The 21,267-nt window shown below is 45.5% G+C and carries 21 protein-coding genes and 1 other annotated feature; of the genes, 5 read left to right on the top strand and 16 right to left on the bottom strand.

The window, feature by feature from the left end:
* Positions 1–69: 69 nt before the first annotated feature.
* From AC1DOV_RS07950 to ilvB, 7 genes are all read right to left on the bottom strand, one after another.
* Positions 70–486, bottom strand: a complete 417-nt coding sequence (locus tag AC1DOV_RS07950; RefSeq protein WP_076268004.1) for a hypothetical protein — start codon at positions 484–486, stop codon at positions 70–72.
* Positions 487–758: 272 nt separating this feature from the next.
* Positions 759–1,307, bottom strand: a complete 549-nt coding sequence (locus tag AC1DOV_RS07945; protein WP_076268005.1) for a peroxiredoxin — start codon at positions 1,305–1,307, stop codon at positions 759–761.
* 144 nt (positions 1,308–1,451) lie between these two features.
* Entirely contained in the window at positions 1,452–2,531 is a 1,080-nt protein-coding gene (leuB, locus tag AC1DOV_RS07940; RefSeq protein ID WP_339207563.1) for a 3-isopropylmalate dehydrogenase, read from the bottom strand.
* 364 nt (positions 2,532–2,895) lie between these two features.
* Complete coding sequence (locus tag AC1DOV_RS07935) at positions 2,896–4,440, bottom strand: 2-isopropylmalate synthase (RefSeq protein ID WP_477549641.1); 1,545 nt, start codon at positions 4,438–4,440, stop codon at positions 2,896–2,898.
* 120 nt (positions 4,441–4,560) lie between these two features.
* The gene (ilvC, locus tag AC1DOV_RS07930; RefSeq protein ID WP_076268008.1) at positions 4,561–5,553 is read right to left on the bottom strand and encodes a ketol-acid reductoisomerase; all 993 of its coding nucleotides are present in this window, start codon (positions 5,551–5,553) and stop codon (positions 4,561–4,563) included.
* Positions 5,554–5,676: 123 nt separating this feature from the next.
* Complete coding sequence (ilvN, locus tag AC1DOV_RS07925) at positions 5,677–6,162, bottom strand: acetolactate synthase small subunit (protein WP_076268009.1); 486 nt, start codon at positions 6,160–6,162, stop codon at positions 5,677–5,679.
* Positions 6,159–7,904 carry a biosynthetic-type acetolactate synthase large subunit gene (gene ilvB / locus AC1DOV_RS07920; protein WP_339207561.1) on the bottom strand — a complete coding sequence of 582 codons (1,746 nt, stop codon included), beginning with the start codon at positions 7,902–7,904 and terminating at the stop codon, positions 6,159–6,161. Before ilvB ends, ilvN begins: the two co-directional genes overlap by 4 nt.
* 514 nt (positions 7,905–8,418) lie before the next feature.
* On the opposite strand from ilvB, the gene AC1DOV_RS07915 reads away from it, so the two are divergent.
* A complete protein-coding gene (locus AC1DOV_RS07915) occupies positions 8,419–8,919 on the top strand; it encodes a GNAT family N-acetyltransferase (RefSeq protein WP_083681944.1) in 501 nt (166 codons plus the stop codon).
* A gap of 14 nt (positions 8,920–8,933) precedes the next feature.
* On the opposite strand, the gene AC1DOV_RS07910 is transcribed toward AC1DOV_RS07915, so the two are convergent.
* The 5 genes from AC1DOV_RS07910 to AC1DOV_RS07890 form a co-directional block, all read right to left on the bottom strand.
* Complete coding sequence (locus tag AC1DOV_RS07910) at positions 8,934–9,329, bottom strand: hypothetical protein (RefSeq protein ID WP_441879209.1); 396 nt, start codon at positions 9,327–9,329, stop codon at positions 8,934–8,936.
* Between the two features lie 185 nt (positions 9,330–9,514).
* Positions 9,515–9,874 carry a 50S ribosomal protein L20 gene (gene rplT, locus AC1DOV_RS07905; RefSeq protein WP_054028358.1) on the bottom strand — a complete coding sequence of 120 codons (360 nt, stop codon included), beginning with the start codon at positions 9,872–9,874 and terminating at the stop codon, positions 9,515–9,517.
* A 50-nt stretch (positions 9,875–9,924) separates the two neighbouring features.
* Positions 9,925–10,122 carry a 50S ribosomal protein L35 gene (rpmI, locus tag AC1DOV_RS07900; protein WP_076268012.1) on the bottom strand — a complete coding sequence of 66 codons (198 nt, stop codon included), beginning with the start codon at positions 10,120–10,122 and terminating at the stop codon, positions 9,925–9,927.
* A 34-nt stretch (positions 10,123–10,156) separates the two neighbouring features.
* The gene (infC, locus tag AC1DOV_RS07895) at positions 10,157–10,654 is read right to left on the bottom strand and encodes a translation initiation factor IF-3 (RefSeq protein ID WP_144376751.1); all 498 of its coding nucleotides are present in this window, start codon (positions 10,652–10,654) and stop codon (positions 10,157–10,159) included.
* Positions 10,655–10,710: 56 nt separating this feature from the next.
* Positions 10,711–10,868, bottom strand: a sequence feature (ribosomal protein L20 leader region).
* Between the two features lie 66 nt (positions 10,869–10,934).
* Positions 10,935–12,173 (bottom strand): glycosyltransferase family 2 protein, encoded by a 1,239-nt coding sequence (locus AC1DOV_RS07890; RefSeq protein WP_076268014.1) that lies wholly within the window; start codon positions 12,171–12,173, stop codon positions 10,935–10,937.
* Positions 12,174–12,879: 706 nt separating this feature from the next.
* Here AC1DOV_RS07890 and AC1DOV_RS07885 point away from each other — a divergent pair.
* Positions 12,880–13,452, top strand: coding sequence for a phosphatase PAP2 family protein (locus AC1DOV_RS07885; RefSeq protein ID WP_076268015.1), 573 nt, complete (start codon positions 12,880–12,882; stop codon positions 13,450–13,452).
* Here AC1DOV_RS07885 and trmB read toward each other — a convergent pair.
* Positions 13,449–14,216 (bottom strand): tRNA (guanosine(46)-N7)-methyltransferase TrmB, encoded by a 768-nt coding sequence (trmB, locus tag AC1DOV_RS07880; RefSeq protein ID WP_076268016.1) that lies wholly within the window; start codon positions 14,214–14,216, stop codon positions 13,449–13,451. The genes AC1DOV_RS07885 and trmB overlap by 4 nt on opposite strands.
* Before the next feature lie 153 nt (positions 14,217–14,369).
* Positions 14,370–14,579, bottom strand: a complete 210-nt coding sequence (locus AC1DOV_RS07875) for a hypothetical protein (RefSeq protein WP_076268017.1) — start codon at positions 14,577–14,579, stop codon at positions 14,370–14,372.
* A gap of 282 nt (positions 14,580–14,861) precedes the next feature.
* Here AC1DOV_RS07875 and mnmL point away from each other — a divergent pair, with 282 nt between their 5' ends.
* The 3 genes from mnmL (at position 14,862) to AC1DOV_RS07860 (ending at position 17,513) form a co-directional block, all read left to right on the top strand.
* On the top strand, positions 14,862–15,827 hold the full coding sequence (gene mnmL / locus AC1DOV_RS07870; RefSeq protein ID WP_339207558.1) for a tRNA modification radical SAM protein MnmL/YtqA: 966 nt from the start codon (positions 14,862–14,864) through the stop codon (positions 15,825–15,827).
* Positions 15,828–15,833: 6 nt separating this feature from the next.
* Positions 15,834–16,427 (top strand): tRNA 5-(aminomethyl)-2-thiouridylate-methyltransferase MnmM, encoded by a 594-nt coding sequence (gene mnmM, locus AC1DOV_RS07865; RefSeq protein WP_477549640.1) that lies wholly within the window; start codon positions 15,834–15,836, stop codon positions 16,425–16,427.
* Positions 16,428–16,532: 105 nt separating this feature from the next.
* Positions 16,533–17,513 carry a type I phosphomannose isomerase catalytic subunit gene (locus tag AC1DOV_RS07860; protein ID WP_477549639.1) on the top strand — a complete coding sequence of 327 codons (981 nt, stop codon included), beginning with the start codon at positions 16,533–16,535 and terminating at the stop codon, positions 17,511–17,513.
* An 83-nt stretch (positions 17,514–17,596) separates the two neighbouring features.
* On the opposite strand, the gene AC1DOV_RS07855 is transcribed toward AC1DOV_RS07860, so the two are convergent.
* Positions 17,597–19,489, bottom strand: coding sequence for a B12-binding domain-containing radical SAM protein (locus AC1DOV_RS07855; protein ID WP_477549638.1), 1,893 nt, complete (start codon positions 19,487–19,489; stop codon positions 17,597–17,599).
* 157 nt (positions 19,490–19,646) lie between these two features.
* The gene (locus tag AC1DOV_RS07850) at positions 19,647–21,197 is read right to left on the bottom strand and encodes a stalk domain-containing protein (protein ID WP_477549637.1); all 1,551 of its coding nucleotides are present in this window, start codon (positions 21,195–21,197) and stop codon (positions 19,647–19,649) included.
* Positions 21,198–21,267: the final 70 nt, after the last annotated feature.

Here is a 21,267-nt window from a genome sequence, read left to right as displayed (position 1 = left end):
ATACATTTTTATATGATCAAAATAAAGAAAAGCCCCCGTGAAGGAGGCTCACCATTCATGTTTAAAAAACTAAACGGAAGTACGGCGTTGACGGAGCTTATTCCTTCTATTGTTGAGCATCCCTAGACGCTTCTTAAGAACAAGCTGCCATTCCGTATCCTCAATTTGCTTAGCAAAGCTTAGCAAATCAAGCGCCATATCGATTTGACTGTGGACAACATCCATTGGATCCTCATTCTCATGGTTAACACAATTCTCAAGCAGCGCCTTGCCTTCTTGCTCTACGTACTCCTGAAAATCAACTTCAGCAGCACCGTCGCCATGTGCATATTCGGCCAGTATCTCATATTCATTTTCAATTAAATAATGAATATCTACACGGTGACAGACAGGACAAAACATAATGGGCACATTGTGAATATGCGTCCGAATATGCTTAAGTGTACCTTTTGTTCCAATCATACTAGCTCCACAGCAAAAACTCATTGACGACTCCTCCTCAAAGGTTTACGCAGTAAACCTATCTTCGTAAGCATCATCTTAGGTTTGCGTAGCAAACCTATCTTCAAAACCATCATCTAAAGTTTGCGTTAACAAACCTATCATTTTTTATTATCTGTTGCTAAGTATACCATATTCGCTCTGCATGGACGAAATTCCTGCTTTCTCCTCACATTATCCGTATCGCTATGTAGACAAAAACAAAACCCGTACCATTAAATGGCACGGGTTTTGTTAATACTGCTATTCGAAATATATTATTTCGATACCAAAGTTTGTTGACCTGGTTTCCAGTTGATTGGGCAAAGACCACCGGATTGCAAAGCTTGCAATACGCGAAGAGTTTCGTCTACGCTGCGGCCAACGTTGTTGTGGTTAACAACTTGATATTGTACTTCGCCTTCTGGATTGATGATGAATAGACCGCGAAGAGCGATACCTTCTTCTTCAATCAATACACCGTAGTCACGAGCTACGCTTTTCGTAATATCAGCAGCAAGAGGGAATTCTAGTTGACCTAGACCATTATCGTTAACCGGCGTGTTGATCCATGCGCGGTGACTATGTTTGCTATCAATGCTGACACCAAGAATTTCAGTGTTCAAGCTTTTGAATTCAGCTGCAGCCATGCTAAGTGCAGTAATTTCAGTTGGACATACGAATGTGAAATCTAGTGGGTAGAAGAACAATACCAACCATTTTCCTTTATAATCTGCAAGTGATGCTGTACCGAAATCTTTACCGTCACCTGTTGCTGTTTCCATTGAAAAATCAGGGGCCTGACGGCCTACCAAACGCTCTGCCATAATAGAAAACCTCCTTGACCTATCCATAAATTTTATTGTTTATGTCACTTCGTCTGTGTGACTTACCTAGTAAATAGTATCACTAGTTTATAAACAAGTCAATATTATAATTAATATTTATTTATAATAATTACAATCTAGATGCTATTTTCTTAGAGCAGCTACGATCAAATCGCCCATTTCTGTTGTGCCAATTGCTGTGCTCTTATCAACAGCAATATCACCTGTACGGTGGCCTGCATCAAGAACTTCTTTCACCGCTGCTTCAATTGCTGCAGCAGCTTCGTGGTAACCAAATGTAAGGCGGAACATAAGCGCTACGGAAAGGATTGTTGCAATTGGGTTGGAGATGCCTTGACCCGCGATGTCAGGTGCTGAGCCGTGTACCGGCTCATACAAGCCGAAGCTGCCTTCGCCAAGCGATGCAGATGAGAGCATTCCGATTGATCCAGTCAGCATTGCAGCTTCATCACTAAGAATGTCGCCGAACATATTTTCTGTTACGATGACATCAAAGCTCGAAGGACGGCGAAGCAATTGCATTGCACAGTTGTCAACAAGCACGTGCTCTAGCTCTACCTCTGGATATTCAGGAGCGATCCGGTTTACCACTTCGCGCCATAGGCGGGATGTTTCTAGTACGTTTGCTTTATCAACAGAAGCAAGACGTTTGCCGCGAGTCATAGCGATATCGAATGCTTGACGAACGATGCGCTCGATTTCTTGCACGTTGTATACGCATGTATCAACCGCTTCTTCGCCGCCAGCTCCTTCACGACGGAATTTCTCGCCAAAGTAAATACCGCCAGTCAATTCACGAACAACGATGAGATCCGTGCCTTCAAGCACTTCTGGCTTCAAAGTTGAAGCTTCTTTCAAGCAATCGAATACGGTAGCTGGACGAATGTTTGAGAAAAGGCCAAGTGCTTTGCGAATGCCTAGCAAGCCTGTTTCTGGACGAAGCTCCTTGGAGTTGTTGTCCCATTTTGGTCCGCCTACTGCGCCAAGCAATACCGCGTCTGCACCTTTGCAAAGGTCAAGTGTTTCTTGCGGCAATGGTGTGCCTTTCTCGTCGATTGCAATACCGCCGAACAAGCCGTGTTCTGTTTCGAATTTGTAGCCGTAAAGCTCCTCGGTTTTTTTGAGCACTTTAAGAGCTTCGCCAACTACCTCAGGGCCGATACCGTCGCCGGCAATAACTGCAATTTTTTTAACTTCTGACATAATAATGTAACACTCCTCGTTTTGAGTTAAACTTGTCCATTCAACGTTTTCAAAAATATAAGAATTTATAAGTTTGTTAGCTTATAAAGGGCTTATATTTCACCGTCAAAGCTACTTCAGCGTCCAAAGGACGCTAAAGCGTTTTTGCTTGGCGAATCCTGTTGAAAAGTTCAAGTCTACACATTCATTCTCATTCTATTATCATTTGTACCATAAAAACGAGTTGATTACCAAGATATAAAATCTATTTACTCTATAGGCTGTAACTATAGGGTCATTCATTATCCCTTTTTTGAAGCTATATCTATCAAAGAACAAAAAAACAGTCCGCCCAAAGGTTATACTCTGGCGAACTGCTTTTCATTTAGATTAGACTCATCTTATCGCGGCGACCTGGCGTCTTGCGCTTCTCGATCAGTCGATTAAGTGCATCGATGTATGCTCGCGCGCTAGCTTCAAGAATGTCCGTGCTAAGTCCACGTCCTTGAGCAGAAACATCATCCTGCTTTAGTACAACATGAACCTCACCTTGCGCATCCTTGCCTTGCGATACGGATTTGATCGAATAATCTTCAAGCTCCACAACTTCCTGTGTCACCTTATCGATCGCGTTATAGACGGCGTCTACGGAACCGTTGCCGATTGCCGCTTCATCTATGACCTCACCCTCCGCTTTACGAATCCGAACGGATGCGCTTGGCGTAGATTGATTGCCATAACTGACTTGGATCATTTCTAATTTGAATACTTCCGGCGTATCGATGAGCTTCTCTTCAAGCAGAGCAAGAATATCCTCATCACTTACGGTTTTCTTGCGATCTGCCAAATCTTTAAATTTAGCAAAAGCAGCATTAACCGCTTCGTCCTCAAGCTCATAACCTAGGTCGATCAGCTTCTCACGGAACGCATGGCGTCCTGAATGCTTGCCAAGCACCAGCTTGGATTCCTTCAGTCCGATCGTATCCGGTGAAATGATTTCATACGTTGTTTTTTCTTTCAGCATGCCATCCTGATGAATACCAGATTCATGCGCGAATGCATTGGCACCAACAATTGCTTTGTTGCCTGGAACGACCATGCCCGTCAGCTTGCTGACAAGGCGGCTCGTCTTGGCAATTTCTTTCAGGTTCAGCGTCGTTTGAGCTCCGAAGTAGTCCGGACGCGTAGCAAGAGCCATTGCAATCTCTTCGATCGCTGTGTTACCTGCGCGCTCCCCGATACCATTGATCGTACCCTCAACTTGATCTGCACCATTCAAGATCGCTGCTAGCGAATTTGCAGTCGCCATGCCGAGATCATTGTGACAATGTGCGCTCAGCTGAATTTTTTCGATATTCGGCACATTTTCCTTCAACACCTTGAAGATGTTCCCAAATTCTTGCGGATTCATATAACCGACCGTGTCCGGAATGTTTACGACCGTTGCTCCCGCTTTAATGGCCATCTCAACGACCTGACACAGAAAGTCCAGCTCTGTACGTCCTGCATCCTCTGCTGAGAATTCAACTTTGTCAAAATATTGCTTTGCATACCGAATGGCACGCTCTGCCGTTTCAAGCACCTGCTCCTTCTCCATCCGCAGCTTGTGCTTGCGGTGAATCGGACTTGTAGCAAGAAATACGTGAATGCACGGATCCTGTGCGCCGATAAGCGCTTCACGAACAGCATCGATATCCTGCTCACGCGAGCGTGAGAGTCCGATAACTGTAGCATTTTTAACTGCTCGTGCTACCGCATTAACTGCAGCAAGGTCTCCCGGAGAGGCAGCAGGGAAGCCAGCTTCCATGCGGTCCACTCCCAGCCTTTCAAGCTGAAGGGCAATCTCTACCTTTTCCTTCGTGTTCAGGTTAACCCCAGGAGATTGCTCTCCATCACGAAGCGTTGTATCGAAAACATATATTTTCCGCATTTGTGCAATGCACCTCCGTGAACAAAATGATCCCGGTGCGCTCGGACCACATGGCGATACTACGTGCTCATCGTCAAACGATCCGGCGAACCGGGATATTTTCCTACATTCTATCTTTTATTACTTCTTGATCCAGTGCATCAATTCACGAAGCTGTGCGCCTGTTTTTTCAATCGGGTGAGCAGCTTCATTACGGCGAGTAGCTGTAAGCATTGCACGGTTCGATTGGTTTTCCAAGATGAAGTCACGAGCAAAACGACCGGATTGGATATCTTCCAATACACGTTTCATTTCTTTTTTCGTTTCTTCAGTAACAATGCGAGGACCAGTTACATAATCGCCGTATTCAGCTGTGTTGGAGATAGAATCGCGCATGGACGCCATTCCGCCTTCATACATCATATCAACGATCAATTTAAGCTCGTGCAAGCACTCGAAGTAAGCCATTTCTGGAGCGTAGCCAGCTTCAACAAGCGTTTCAAAACCAGCTTTAACTAGTGCAGTAGCACCACCGCAAAGAACGGCTTGCTCACCGAACAAATCTGTTTCTGTTTCTTCTTTGAAAGAAGTTTCGATAACGCCTGCACGAGTACAGCCGATACCTTTAGCATATGCAAGACCGATAGCTTTAGCATTGCCAGTAGCATCTTGCTCAATAGCGATTAGTCCAGGAACGCCAAAGCCTTCTTGGTACGTACGGCGAACCATGTGACCAGGAGATTTTGGAGCTACCAAGAATACATCTGTATCTTTGTTCGGAACGATTTGTCCGTAGTGAATGTTGAAGCCGTGGGAGAACATAAGAGCCGCGCCTTTTTTCAAGTTAGGAGCGATTTCATCATTGTACACTTTCGCTTGTGTTTCATCAGGAAGCAAAATTTGAACAACGTCAGCCACTTTAGTTGCTTCAGCAACTGTAAGTACTTCGAAACCATCTTTTTTAGCAACGTCTGCGGATTTACCAGGACGAAGACCAATAACAACTTTCAAGCCGCTGTCGCGAAGATTTTGTGCTTGAGCGTGACCTTGGCTGCCGTAACCGATAACTGCAATTGTTTTACCTTGTAGTACGCCTTGATCAGCGTCTTTTTCATAGTACATTGTAACTGCCATATTAATAATTGCCTCCTTTAGTTTAACCCTTTTGAGCGGGTGTTTAAGCAGAGAATGACCCTTAAGCAGCGGTTCTCCCCTTAAACTCCCGCTCAAAGCGGGATGTTGAATGATGAACTCTTATTACTTGGAATTGCCTCTGTTTAATGCTGTTACTCCTGTGCGCGACAGTTCACGAATGCCATACGGTTTAAGCAGTTCAACCATAGCATCGATTTTTTCAGTGTCCCCTACTACTTGTACCATAAGCGAATGAGTGCCAATGTCAACAACCGCTGCGCGGAAAGTTTCAACAACACCTAAAATTTCCGGACGAGATGCTGGCTCTGCATTCACTTTAATGAGTGCAAGCTCGCGGCCAACCATCGGATTTGAGCTAAGATCAATGACCTTAATAACGTCAATCAGCTTATATAGCTGCTTCGTTACTTGCTCGAGCGTATGATCATCACCAGAAGTGACGATGACCATACGCGACAAGCCTGCTTCTTCGCTGGAACCAACCGTTATGCTTTCAATGTTGAAGCCGCGGCGTCCGAACAGACCAGATACGCGCTGTAGAACGCCGGGCTGATCGTTAACGATTACTGCGATCGTGTGTTTTTTCATTCCGCATCCCCCATGATCATTTCGTCGATGGTGCTTCCTTGCGCTACCATTGGGTATACGTTCTCTTCTTTGCGAACGACGAACTCAACAACAGCTGGACCAGGATGGCGTAATGCTTCTTCCCATGCGGCACGAGCTTCTTCTTTGTTCGTTGCGCGGAAGCCTTTAACTCCGTAAGCTTCTGACAGCTTCACAAAGTCTGGGCTGCCTGAGAGATCAATATGACTGTAGCGGTTGTCATAGATAAGCTCCTGCCACTGTCTTACCATACCGAGCACCTGATTATTGATAATTACTACCTTAACCGGAATGTTGTTAATTGCGCAAATTGCAAGCTCTTGCGCACACATTTGCATCCCGCCGTCACCATTAATGGAAACGACTACGCGATCCGGATTCGCCATTTGAGCGCCGATAGCAGAAGGGAATCCGAAGCCCATAGTGCCTAGCCCTCCGGAAGTAACCCATGAACGAGGCTTGTTGAACTTGTAATACTGAGCAGCCCACATTTGATGTTGACCAACGTCAGTTGTTACAATCGCATCGCCATTCGTTGTCTCATGGATCAGCTCTACAACCCACTGCGGCTTAAGCTCAACGTCAGAATCCGTATAGCTGAACGGATATTGCTCACATGAAGCTTTGAGCTTCGCACGCCAATCATCCGCTTTGTCTGCACGTTTCGCGAGCTTATTCACAATTTCAAGAACAGTCTTTACATCACCGACAATCGGGATGTCTGTTGGTACGTTTTTGCCGATTTCCGCTGGATCAATATCGATGTGTACGATTTTCGCCAGTGGAGCAAAGCCCGCAAGCTTGCCGGTTACGCGGTCATCGAAGCGAGCGCCAATATTAATTAGCAAGTCTGCGCTTTGAATCGATTTATTAGCCGTATATGTGCCATGCATGCCTGGCATGCCTAGGAATAAATCATTGCCGCTTGGGAAAGCTCCCAAACCAAGCAATGTTGTTGTAATTGGTATTTGCGTTTTAGTAACGAATTCGAACAGCTCTTCATGTCCGCCAGAGTAAACGACTCCGCCGCCTGCTAGTATAAGCGGGCGCTCCGCTTGCTCAATCGCCTTAATCAGTTTATCCACTTGATTCTTGTTAGGCGTGACCGTTGGATTGTAACCACGGATGCTTACTTCTGTTACTGGCTTGAACAATGTCTTAGCCGCTGAGATGTCCTTCGGAATATCGATCAATACTGGACCTTTGCGCCCTGTGTTGGCAATATGGAATGCTTCGTGAATAATACGAGGCAAATCCTCAACGTCGCGAACCAAGTAGCTGTGTTTAGTGATTGGCATTGTGATTCCCGTAATGTCTGCCTCTTGGAAAGCATCGCTGCCAATCAGGCTGGAGATGACATTACCGGTAATAACAACTAGTGGTACGGAATCCATATATGCAGTTGCAATTCCCGTCACGAGGTTTGTTGCACCAGGACCTGATGTAGCGATACATACGCCTACTTTGCCGCTTGCGCGGGCGTAACCGTCTGCCGCGTGAATCGCGCCTTGCTCATGCCGTGTTAGTAAATGATTGAAATCGGGGTTTCCGTGCATCGCGTCATAAATGTACAACACTGCTCCACCTGGATAGCCGAACACACAATCTACACCCTCAAGCAATAGACTTCTTAGCAAAATTTCCGAACCAGAAATAACCTCAGGTTTCGAAATTCTTTCCTTCATTTCCTCTTTTGACTTCAGTGTTGCACCTTGCGTTATCATCAGTCATCCTCCTCTCAGAAAAAACAAAAAAACCTCTCGTTCCTCATGCTCCAATACGAAGCAACGAGGGACGAAAGGTATATCTTCCGTGGTACCACCCAAATTCGTTACACATCTCCCGATGTATAACCTCTACAAGTAAGAACGTCATGCATATACGTTCTACCAATGGCACTGTAACGCTTGCCCTGCGATTCCCCCTAATAGGCAACACATGGTTGCTTTTCAAGGAAACAGCTCCGAGGTGAGCTCGTAGAAAAGGGATTTTGGCGATGGTTGCAGCTAATCCATCCGCTCTCTGTTCAAAAGGGCCCTAAGCACTTCGTCCTCATCAATGCTGATTTTGTATTTACCACATGGTACGAATACCAGTACGTGGTAGATAAGACTTTCCTTATTATATGCCGTGAATCTCCGTTCGTCAAGAACCATAAACAACTCTTGTTGTAAAATGTATTCGGCGCAATCCTTTAGCGCGCTACATATACTAGTTTAGCCCTAATGCGGCAAATTCATGCTGCGTCCCAGATCCATTTGGCGCGGTAGAAATGGAATGATGAGCATGATTCGTATTTATGAGCCTAGGTATGATCAAGCCGAAGTGGTTCGCCTCATTCGCAATGAGCTTATTCCCTTATCCCATACGGTACACCAACATGATGCGCAAACGATTCGAGAGCTCCCTAAGCGTTTCCGTCGCGGTGTTACTTTTGTAGCATCCTTATCTAAAAAAAGCCCTCCAGTCTCCTTCATCCATTTTGAAGTGATGGGTGAGGTGCTTTATTTAGATATGATGGTCACGCATCCTGATCATCGGAATAGACAATGGGGCAGAAAATTAATAGCTCATAGCGAAGCTTACGGCAAAACGCAGAATTGCAAAGTCGCCAGGCTGTTTGTCGATCAGGTTAATGGTAAAGCACATCAACTCTATAGTAAGCTTGGTTACTATACCGTCCAATACTATCCTGAGCTGCGCTGCTACGAATTACTTAAACCGCTCACCCCGCTATGATTACTTAATTGCCATTAAAAACCGTTGTAGCCCTGGTTTCCATAACCGCCGTAGCCAGCATTGCCGTTATAACCAGCATTGCCACCATAGCCACCATAGTTGCCATTGCCGTATTGGTTAAAATTGTTATTGCAGCAGTTGCCGCCGCCGCCGTAGCCACCGCCAAAACCACCACCAAAGCCGCCGCCCCATAAAGGAAGCGTGCCGATGGCAAGAAGGTCAAACAATACGAGAGGCAAAATTGCTTTCGTTTGCACGAGCTTGCCTTTGTCTTTTTCGAGTGGAGCGACGATCAGTTTATTTTGGTGTACCCGAACGAGCTTGCCAGTGACGACAGAGCCGTCAGGACGTACTGCATAAATGGATTTGCCGACCAGTTTCCGTACTTGCTGCTTGGAAACGTTACGCATGCGAAATCCCTCCCTTCCCGTTGTCCTACAGCATATTCGCGGAGGGTGGCATCCGTCTGTTTATTTGTCCTCTGCTCTAATAAATGTGCGCATGTCGGTTCATTTTCGCAAAAAAAAAACGCAAAAAAGGCTGTCCAAAAATCATCGATTAGATGACTTGGACAGCCCTTATATGCGGTCAACGCCTAAGCGTTAATTTTTTCTTTTGCAATGCCAGCAAGCGAGTTGAACGAAGTCATATCGTTAACTGCAAGGTCAGCAAGGATTTTGCGGTTTACTTCTACGCCCGCAAGTTTCAAGCCGTGCATGAATTTGTTGTACGAAAGTCCGTTAATACGAGCTGCCGCGTTAATACGAACGATCCACAGTCTGCGGATGTCACGTTTTTTGTTGCGACGGTCACGGTAAGCGTACATTAGGGACTTACCAACTTGCTCCTTCGCTGTTTTAAACAGACGATGTTTCGAACCGAAATAACCTTTAGCTAGCTTTAGAATTCTTTTGCGACGACGAGTGCGGACAAAACCGCCTTTAACTCTTGCCATGAGTGGAAACCTCCTGTAGGTTGAATTAGCTTATTTGGTGTAGCTTATTATTACAAGTTAGCAAGGCCTTGTTTCAAACGACGAACATCGCCAGCAGCCATAAGCGGTTGGCCAGCAAGTACGCGTTTTTGACGACCGGATTTGTGTGAAAGCAAGTGGTTACGGTAAGCTTTGTAACGTTTTACTTTACCAGTTCCAGTAATTTTAAAGCGGTCTTTCAGACTGCTGTGAGTTTTCATCTTAGGCATATCAGTTATCCTCCTTAAAGTTCTTCATCAGTTGTTAGCTGTTGGTTTTGGGTGCCAAAATCATAATCATGCTCCGGCCTTCCAGCTTAGGAGCGCGCTCAACGCTGCATAATTCGGCAACCTCTTTTGAAAGACGATCCAAAATCTTTTGGCCTAGAGATGCATGTGCAATCTCACGACCGCGGAATCTTACGGATGCTTTCACTTTATCGCCTTCATTGAGAAACTTAACAACGTTACGAAACTTCGTTTGGTAGTCATTTTCATCAATGTTAGCACGGAACCAAACTTCTTTAAGATCAACGATCTTTTGGTTTTTGCGTGCTTCTTTTTCTTTCTTCTGCTGCTCATAACGGAATTTTCCGTAGTCCATGATGCGGCATACCGGCGGTTTAGCCGTCGGTGCGACGTTCACCAGGTCCAAATTCAGCTCGATAGCAAGCTGCATAGCATCGCGAATGGATTTAATACCGATTTGCTCGCCTTCAGCGCCTACTAAACGCACTTCTCTGGCCCGGATTTCATCATTGATTTGATGTTCTCTGCTAATAACGTGCCACCTCCAAAAATGGTTTGTTCATGTCTCCACGCAATAAAAAAATGCGGGTTCGCTCGAACCCGCATCTCATAACCGTACATGTATGTCAGAGCATCACTTCAGTTGAAATGATGGAATGACTAATCGATTATCGCGAACCAGCCAGCCTGAGCCGAAAGGTGAGAAGCGGGTGCTTCTGCTTGTGCGTATTAAGTTAGTTGTAAATGTTACCGTGTTACTATACCATGGCCTACAAAGCCTTGTCAACAAGCGATTACACTTGTTTGCTTTGAACTTCTTCAAGACGGATGACACGTGTATGCTGGGTATGACTCCACTTTTTGTTGTTTTGCGTGAAGAATGCATGCACCGTTATCGGCCACCATGACAAGGTGAACAATAGAAAGGTCGGAATCCGCAAATATAGCTTCCACGAAACTTTAGCCATATACATGGATAAAGGTATTTGCACAAAAATATATGCCATGTACGGAATGCTTAGCCAAATTGGAAGCAGGTTGTACACGGAGGTGACGTTATCTCCGCCTGACAGCAGGATGTCTCCCCAAATGATCGCTGCAATAAAAAATCCAGCCAAATAATTATAAGCATTGAACACATAAAGGGCCGCATCAATCTTCGTCATGCTGCGATCCTTGATTCCCTGCCAAAGCAGAGGAAGCATATGTTTACGAGTAACATCAAAGTGTCCTTGCATCCAGCGAAGCCTTTGGCGAGCTGATGCTTGGAACGTAATCGGCTTCTCGTCGAACACCTTTGCCTCAAAGTTGAACTTCGGATAAATTCCGCGTTTAATGCAGCGGACTGTAAATTCTAAATCTTCAACCAAGCTTGTAGCTCCCCAGCCCATTTCCTGAAGCAGCTTTGAATCAAAGCACATGCCTGTTCCACCTAGAAAGTTGGCAAGGCCAAGATTTGTACGCGGAAGCTGCCAAAGCCGGTTGCAGAACCAGTAGTTAATTGCATTTGCTGAGCTGACCCAAGAATCATTTGGATTTTTTGTATCCAGGTAGCCTTGAATAACTCGGAATCCATTGCTCAAATCATTGTTCATGTACTGCAAGAAATCAGTCGCTACAAGGTTATCGGCATCAAAGATCGCTACGCCGTCGTAGCTCTTTGGCATAGCCCACAACTCTTTAAGCATCCACTCAACTGCAAAGCCCTTGCCGCGTTGATTTGGATTTTCACGAACACATGCATATACTCCATCATAACTATTTACAACATCGACTGTACCATCGGTGCAATTATCGCAAATTACAAAAATATCATAAAGCTCCCGTGGATATTTCATTTTTTGCAAGTTTTCAATCAGTGCGCCAACAACCTGCTCTTCGTTATGAGCTGCTATCAGCAGTGCGAATGTTTTTTTCGGTGCATGAGAAAGATCTTCTTTTTTACGCCGCCATCCGAAAAACGTTAAAAACAGCTGATACACACCTAGCAACGCAAATAGAATTTGAACCACAAACATAATCGTATTGAACATGCGGCATTACCCCTTTAGACCCCATTTTTTTTGCTTTTTTTCAGCATCCACCCGTGGCTGCCGTAAGCTTTTTATTATATATTTTCTCTTTGTATGAGTGTTTCTCTGCAAACACTCTCGGACCTTAATTGATTCTCCACAGAAACAACTTCTTTGTCAAAAGTTGAATTAGTCTTCATTGCGCTTAATCTCGGCAGAAAAACGCTTGCATTGCACACGGATGAATACATTACCTCCTTTTACGACGACTCAGCCTTATTTTCAACCAATTGCTAAGTTTTTAGCACTAACGTCCTTATTTACGTTAAAATGTGTGAAAATGTTTCTTAAATCGAAATAGGTCTATGTGACGAACAAGTGAACGAGAAAGTTCCGTTCCGACATCTTTTGCGGTTTCGACAGACCCTGTCACAACCGCGTGGAATTTGTCCATTACAGTTTTACCATCAAATGCACATTATTAAACAGTAATTTGAAATCAATATTTATTCCCTGTATTTGGAGCGAAAACAGGATACCGATAGACGCATGACAGCGCATTCTCATCAGGCAGCACCCATGGAAAGCAAGTTAGTGCTATAATACTTACTTATCCTTAATATAGGGACAAGAAATAGTTTACGCTCAGCGAACAAAAACATGCTAAAATTAAGTCTGGAATTGATAAATGTTATAGAAGTAAGCCACCGTTAGGAGGATGACAGCGATGGAACGAATGATAGGCTGGCTGAAAACGAGTGAGCAAAGATTATTGATTTGGGCAAACCGGAGACCTTCAGGGAGAAAAAGACATCGAATTCTGGGGAAATGGTTAAGCACGGTCACACATATGGGCGGCGCAACCTTTACGCTCGCAACCGCCCTTCTATATGCACTACTTGCACCTGCTCCTTGGAGCCTTACTGGGTGGCAATGCTTGACTGCGGTCGTCATAAGCCATTTGCCAGTAGCAATTGTAAAGCGTAAATTCAAACGGCTTCGACCTTATCAAGCGCTGCCTGATGTAAATACATGTCATAAGCCGCTTGTCGATTCTTCATTTCCATCCGGACACACAACAGCGATCTTCGCATGGCTAGTCCCTATATTGCTGACTAGCGGGATATGGATGACTCTGCTGGTGCCGCTTGCGTTAATAATTGGACTATCCGTTGGATGGTCAAGAATGTATCTAGGGCTGCATTACCCATCTGATGTTGCAGCTGGCGCACTGATCGGAACGATCACAGCTTTGGCAGTCAATTATTCCTGGGTATCGTCTGCAGTAGGACTAAATTAATTATCCTCATCATCCGAATCATTCGATACGGATTCTGATGCCTCAGCTTCCTCTTTAAGCGACTTCTCATGTTTCGCTTCACGATGCTTCCGAATAGCCTCGGAGCCGATAACGGCTTCAACACGATAAATATTTTGTCCTTTTTCCATAAACTTCATCTCATATTCCGTAAACACAAGGTCCTCTCGAGGGCCTTCTTTGTGTAAATGAAGCGAAATATTGCGCATGATAAGCTCCATTTCCGCGAAGCTGTTCAATGAAAACTCAAACAGAGATTGTGAATCCGTCTTAAAATGGATTTCGCCGCGCTCGTTAAGCAGTTCAATATACTTGGCAACAAGTCTTGGATGCGTTAGTCTTCTGCGCGCATGCTTAGCCTTTGGCCAAGGATCGCTAAAATTCAGATGGACACGTTCAAGCTCACCCGGAGCAAACATCGTCTCAATTCCTTCAATATTAGCGCGAAGCAGCGCAAGATTGGGCGGATGAGACTCCCCTTTTTGCTCCCATACGATGCGTGCCTTCTCGCTTGCGCGGCGAAGAAGCTCATCATACATGTCGACACCAATAAAATTGATGTGCGGGTAGCGAGCACTCATTTGACTAATAAAACGACCCTTGCCCATGCCAAGCTCTACATATATAGGCTGGTCGTTGCCAAAAAACTCACGCCACTTGCCTTTGTGCGGCGCAGCATCGAGCACGACTAGCTCCGGCTGACCCTCTAAACTTTCACGAATACCTTTTCTTCCTCTTAAACGCATATGCAGTGATTCCTCCATTTATCGTAGACGATGCAACGAATAGACTAGTCCTTATTGTGCCCAAGAAATTGAGCAATGTAAAGAGGATAGAAAAAAGCCGCAGCCAATTATCGGCGATGCGGCTTGCTTATCATGTCATTGGATGTATAGTCGTTACAGCAAAAGCTGATACGGAATCGGAGCGTTCTCTTTCTGCTCACGTTCGTATGTTCCCACTAATACTTCATTCAACTTCTTGCGAGCGGAAATTTCTACACCATGATTATTGTGAAAGCGGACGCCTGTAAGCGCCATCAATTCTTTTACAGTTAGCTCAACAGTTACAGTATCGTCGCCGTGCGGGATTTTGGTTACATTATTCATCTCTAATCACCTCATCGATTTATTAGTAAGAGTATTTCCATTTAATCGACGTTTCATGAATGCAGGTGCATATGGGCTATGTTAGGTTTATTTGTTGTTTTGTCGCACTTTTAATATAACACTTCATGTAAGGTTACGCAAGTCTAAAAACACCCATTTCAAAAAATATTTCCAATTAAAGCGTTTTCGGAACATTCAATATCTATTCGCATGACAAACGTGGCTTTTCCACTCGTTTTTCGCTAAAATATAGGGTGTAGGTCTTGAATGAAGGGGAAAACGATGATTAAATTATCAACATCGCAACAGCAGCAGCCACTGCTTTGGGGCGATAAACGATTTCATACATGGAATTATGAAATGCATGAGCAGTTGGGAGGCAAGGTATTCAAGGTTACGCTTGATGCCGGCTTCACTTGCCCAAACCGTGACGGGTCCATTGCAAAGGGCGGCTGTACATTTTGCAGTGCTCGCGGCTCCGGTGATTTCGCGGGCAGCAGGCGGGACGACCTCGTTACACAATTCAATAAAATACGGGACCGTCAGCATCAGAAATGGCAAAATGCGCAGTATATTGGATATTTTCAAGCTTATACAAATACGTATGCGCCCGTTGAAGAGTTGAGGGAATATTATGAAGTCATTTTGCAGCAGCCTGGCGTTGTTGGTTTGTCTATTGCAACACGTCCTGATTGCTTGCCCGATGATGTAGTCGATTATTTGGCTGAGCTGAATGAACGAACCTACCTTTGGGTGGAGATGGGACTTCAAACCGTGCACGAATCTACTTCAGAGCTCATCAACCGGGCACATGATACGGCCTGCTATCTCGATGCCGTAAAGCGTCTTCGGGAACGCGGCATACGCGTATGTGCGCATATCATTTACGGTCTTCCTCAGGAAACGCATGAAATGATGCTTGATACAGGTCGCGCCGTCGCCAAGATGGACGTGCAAGGCATTAAAATTCATTTGCTTCATCTCATGCGCAAGACGCCGATGGTACGTCAGTACGAGGCTGGTCTGCTACAATTTCTTGAGCAGGATGAATATGTGAAATTAATTGTTGATACACTTGAGTTTCTGCCGCCGGAAATGATCGTACATCGCCTTACGGGAGATGCGCCGCGTGACCTGTTGATTGGTCCGATGTGGAGCATGAATAAATGGTCAGTGCTGAATGCCTTCGACGACGAGTTGAAGCGCCGCAATACGTGGCAAGGCAAGTTATGGCAGCAGGAGGTTTAGCGAGATATGGGTTTTCTATCAGTCCTGAGCATGGCTCACAAATGGATCAACGAGCGTACCTCACCGGGTGACATCGTCATTGATGCTACTGCCGGCGGCGGTGTAGATACACTTGCGCTTGCCGAGCTTGTTGGACCTAACGGCATGGTATATGCCTTTGATATCCAGCAAGAGGCGCTTGATCGCACGCAAGAGCGCCTTTCTTCCCTTCAAAATAATAATAAGCATCCCGATATTAAACTTGTGCTGAGAAATCACGCAAGTATGGCTGAGACTGTTGATCCTTCTATTATCGGACAAGTCTCAGCCGTAATGTTCAATCTCGGTTATTTGCCGGGAAGCGATGATCTCACGATCATAACCGAGCCTGCAACAACACTGGCTGCGCTCGATGCAGCTATCATGCTGCTGCGTCCTGGAGGTATCGTGACCTGCGTATTGTATCCAGGGCATCCTGGCGGTGCTGAGGAAGCCGCCTCCGTGGAATCATGGGCAGAGCAGCTGCCTCAAAGCCTAGCGCAGACCGTTATTTACAGGCAGACCCAGCGCAAGGCAGCCCCTTACCTTATAGCGGCCGAGAAACGTCCAACTGCTCGTTAATCTTTGGCAACGCGTTGACCTTACAGCTCTTTAAAGCCAATTGCTCTGAATGTTATTTTTTAGCTGCAGTAGAACGACATACTACCAATATGGGAGAGATAAATAATGACAGTAAAACCTTATCCATTACAATTTAAAGCGGAAATGAAAGAACGTATTTGGGGAGGACGCGCACTAGAAGGTTTTGGCCTTGAAATGCCTGAAGGCTCAATTGGCGAAGGCTGGATGATCAGTGATCACCCTAACGGCATTACAAAAGTAATGAACGGCGAGCTTGCTGGCGTTGGACTTGACCAAATTCGTGAAACTTACGGACCTGTATGGTTTGGCTCACAAGGCTTTTCCGAGAAAAACGGACGTTTCCCGCTCCTTATCAAGCTGCTCGATTGCAATGATGACCTATCCATTCAAGTCCATCCAACGGATGCATATGAAGGGCTGCCTGAAGGCGAGCTTGGCAAAACAGAAATGTGGTACATCCTCGACGCTAAGCCAGGCGCAAAAATCATCTATGGCCTAAAAGACGGCATTGACCGTGCATCAATGGAAGCAGCAATCACTGAAGGCCGCATTATGGACGCGCTTCAAGAAGTAACTGTTGAAGCCGGTGATGCATTTTACATTCCCGCAGGAACCGTTCATGCTCTCTGCTCTGGCGTAGTTGTAGCTGAGATTCAACAAAACTCCGACACTACTTATCGCTTGCATGACTACAATCGCCTTGGGCTTGATGGTCAGCTGCGCGAGCTTCATATCGAAGATTCCCTTAATGTCATTGCCTATGAAGGCGCAGGCGCTGAGCGGATGAAAACAGACAGCGCAGTAGCTGGCCAGTGGCTGACCATCGCTTCTTCTCCTTACTTCATCGTTGAGAAGGGTATCGTAGCCGCGCCTTGGAAGCTGTCCACATCGCTTGATAGCTTCGTTATCCTTGTAGTTGCCGATGGTGAGGGACAAGTGAAATGGGCGGATGGCGAGCAATCCGTTAAAGCAGGCGAGTGCTTCCTCCTTCCCGCTAACCTTGGCGACTATGAGCTCTCCGGCAGCATGACTGTACTTCGCAGCATTGTACCTGCTTCTGTTTAATTTCATATTTTCAAACCAATAACAAAGAACCTCCAAACCCGTTTGCTTCATGGGTTTGGAGGTTCTTTTCATTTCAATCAGGACTACTTAATCATCGCTTCTTGACCAGCTTTAATCTTTAAAGTGAAAGGACGCGGCTTCGGTTTGCTGCTGCCTGCCTCAAGTGCATACAGAACAACGAGCAGCGTATGATGTTCGCGATCAACCTCTCCTGTAGCAAGGAATGCTGCAAGATCAAAGGGCAGCTTCTCAATAACCGCATGTTTGTGAAGCTCCTTCTCGCCAAATCGCAGTGCTGCGAATTCAGGAGATACATCCTCTGGGCGATCCGCTAAGTGGCGCATCCAGCCGCTCCACAGCGACTTGTCCATCGTAAACTCCCACCAAATTTTGCGAGGCTTATAATTATGATTAAGGAAATAATCGTATTTCATTAGCCCCAGCACGACGTCCTTATCTAAGCGTTCGCCTGCAATTGCTAGTATCTCTTCCGGTGAAGCAGAAACTCTCTTCGTATCCTCTTGCAGTGCTGGCACCTGTTCGAAGTTCTTCTCTGCTGAGATAGGCAGCGATCCAAGAAATGCCGAGAGCCGCGAGAACAGATCCTCCAGCTGATGGCCGATCTTTTGCCAGCCGCTTCGTTCCCAGAAATCGCCGAACGCCTGGAAGAAGTCGAATGGCGATGGAAACACACGATCAACCAAATAAAGCAGCGTATGATCCATTCGGTGCGCATTCCAATATTTCTCCAATACATCCTCTACCCGCTTAATGCGAACGATATCGCCAAATGGCATCAGATCATTGCCCAGCATTTCATAAGGCGATCTGTCCATATAAATATAGCCCCATTTATCTGCTTCACGGCGTAGCCCCGTACCGCGCAGCATTTTGAGAAAGCCTAACTGCAGCTCCTCGGGACGCAGCTCGAATACATCATTAAACGTTCCGCGGAACGTATCATAGTTCTCAAGCGGCAGACCGGCAATCAAATCAAGATGCTGATCGATTTTTTGAGAATTTTTCACTTTCATAACGGTACGCACCAGCTTCATCCAGTTCTGACGACGCTGAACCGCTTCATTTGTTGGATCATTCGTAGATTGTACGCCAATTTCAAAGCGGAATATGCCTGGAGGCGCATTTTCAGCCAAATAATCAAGCACCTCAGGTCTCATGATATCTGCTGTTATTTCAAATTGAAAAACACAGCCCTGGTGGTTTTTAATCAAAAACTCAAAAATTTCAAGCGCGTAATCCCGTTTAATATTAAATGTTCGATCGACGAATTTAATAAGCTTGGCGCCTTTTTCGATCAAATACAAAATATCTGCTTTCGTCCGCTCCATATCATAATAACGAACGCCAACCTCGATACTGGATAGGCAAAACTGGCAGCTGAACGGGCAGCCTCGGCTTGTCTCAAAATAAACGACACGGCTTCCCAAATGAGGAATATCCTCCTCAAAGCGATGCGGGGATGGCAGCTCATTCAGATTCAGCTTGGGACGCGGCGGATTAATCAGCACCTCGACGCGATCCTCGCGCTGCTTCCGATACGTAATTCCAAATACCATATGGTATTTGCCATCGCCTTCAATCTCAGTAAGCAAATGATGGAAGGTCTCTTCGCCTTCGCCCACCACGATAAAATCAACCTCTTGCACACGCTCCATCCAATAGTCCATATCATAGCTGACCTCAGGACCGCCTAAAATAATTTTGATTTCAGGCATGATTTTGCGCAGCATATTAATAACCGTAATCGTTTCTTCGATGTTCCAAATGTAGCAGGAGAATCCGACTACATCAGGTTTTCTCGAAAAAATATCGGACACGATGTTCATCACTGGATCTTTGATGGTGTACTCTGCAATTTCAATATCGAATCGATCGCCGCTAAACGCCTTCAAACAGCGCAGCGCCAGTGATGTGTGTATAAACTTGGCATTTAATGTGGACAGTACCACTTTCATAAGTAATAACCTCTCTAACTTAAGCATTTGCCTATAAAGCACGTTCGCTAAAGCCTTCAGCGCTTATAGCAAGATGCCTTCTATTGTACAGAAAAAAATCAAAAAAAAGAAGAGGCATCCCTTGCCGCAGATCGCAGCAGCAGATGCCTCCATTTTTTTACACTCTTACTTTAATATAAAGTTCATTTTTGAGCTGCATATCGATGATTGGATAGCGAACACGCCATTTGTCGCCGCCAAGTGCTGTAACCTCGCCCGATTCAAAGCCGCGCGGCTCGAAACCATAATCGCGCTCGAAGGAAATGAGCACTTGAATTTTCTCATCCGGCAGCATCTTATGGAATTCATTCCCTAGATTAATTGCCCAAAGCCTGAGCTCCTGAGACATCGACGCTCCGTATAACATATAAAACCTAGGATCAATATCTGCTGTCAGAACGAGCCAGCCAGCGGAATCACGTTTGGCTTCCCACTTCGTAAACTTAGCCTCACCTTCTGTAGTAGATACAGAAGAGAATTGATCTTTCAGCACCTTCTCGATATCAGCCAGAGGAGCGCCAACGAGCGTATCCGGCAAGCTTGAAGGTAAAAACTTGGCGTTATTTATTTTCTCCTCTGTCACTTCGCTATTCAAACTAGCAGCATGAATAACGGATACAGCAAAATTCAAATCCGCGCTCGTCCCAGAGTATCCAAGCGTGGTGATACCAATAAGATCTCCGAACTCATTAAACAATGCCCCGCCTGAGCTGCCGTGATCGATCGGAGCACTTGTCTGAATGTATCGGATACCGTCTTCATAGGTGATGTTGCTAATCAGACCGTCTGAAACTGTATTTTGCAGTCCAAGCGGACTTCCAATGGCAACGACTTTGCCGCCTTTATACGAGTTTAACCCGTAACCTAGAACGACCGGCGGAATGTCAATTGATTTTTCTGTTTTAACAATAGCTAGATCTGCTGCCTTATCATAATGAACTACGCCTGTAATCTTCAGCTCATCACCATAAACATCCAACATAGTAGCAGAGGCTGCATCTCCGATAACATGATAATTAGTAAGAATCAGGTTATCACCAATAACGACGCCGCTGCCTTGAGCGCGATTGGTCATAATGAGAACAACACTCTCATCATATTTATCTACGATTTCTTTAGGAGTAAGTCTAGGAATGTTTTTCTGCTGCTCAAGCCATTCGTTGTATTCTGCTTGCTCGGCAGCCTCTTGCGATGTGATTCGAACCGCGTTAGCGGCTTTATCCCATTTCACATTTGCGTTAAGAGCTTCCGAGATGAACCGAACGGGTACAAACGTAACGCCTTTGCGAACGACAGCAGGTGAATCGAGCTTCACTGTTTTACCGTTAATGACCGCTTGCTTCATGCCTACTTTAAGAGAAATAGAACGATTGCCTTTACGTCCAATAATCGTCTCCGTCTTGCCTTCCCAAGTTACGGTAGCGCCCAGTGCTGTAAAAATATCGCGCATCGGAACAAATGTGACGCCTTTCTCTGCATACGCGCCGGCTGATAGAGCTAATTTCTTGCCATCTACAATCACCTGCAGTTGTTGCGTCGATACGGCAACCGTCTTGCTTGCAGCGCTGGCTGCCGCTACAGAATCTACGCTAAGTGTTGACAATGGGGCAAGCAATAACCCGGCAATGAGCATAGGACTTAGCATAGTCTTTATAATTTTTGTTTTCACGCGATCATTTCCTCCAAACTTTTCCTTTTTCACCATTTGGTAAATCTATCATTAATCCTACCACTCCTCT

Source organism: Paenibacillus sp. 01T47 (assembly GCF_056398245.1).
Note: the sequence above shows the minus strand (reverse complement) of the source record. Positions and strands in the feature narration are given on the sequence as shown.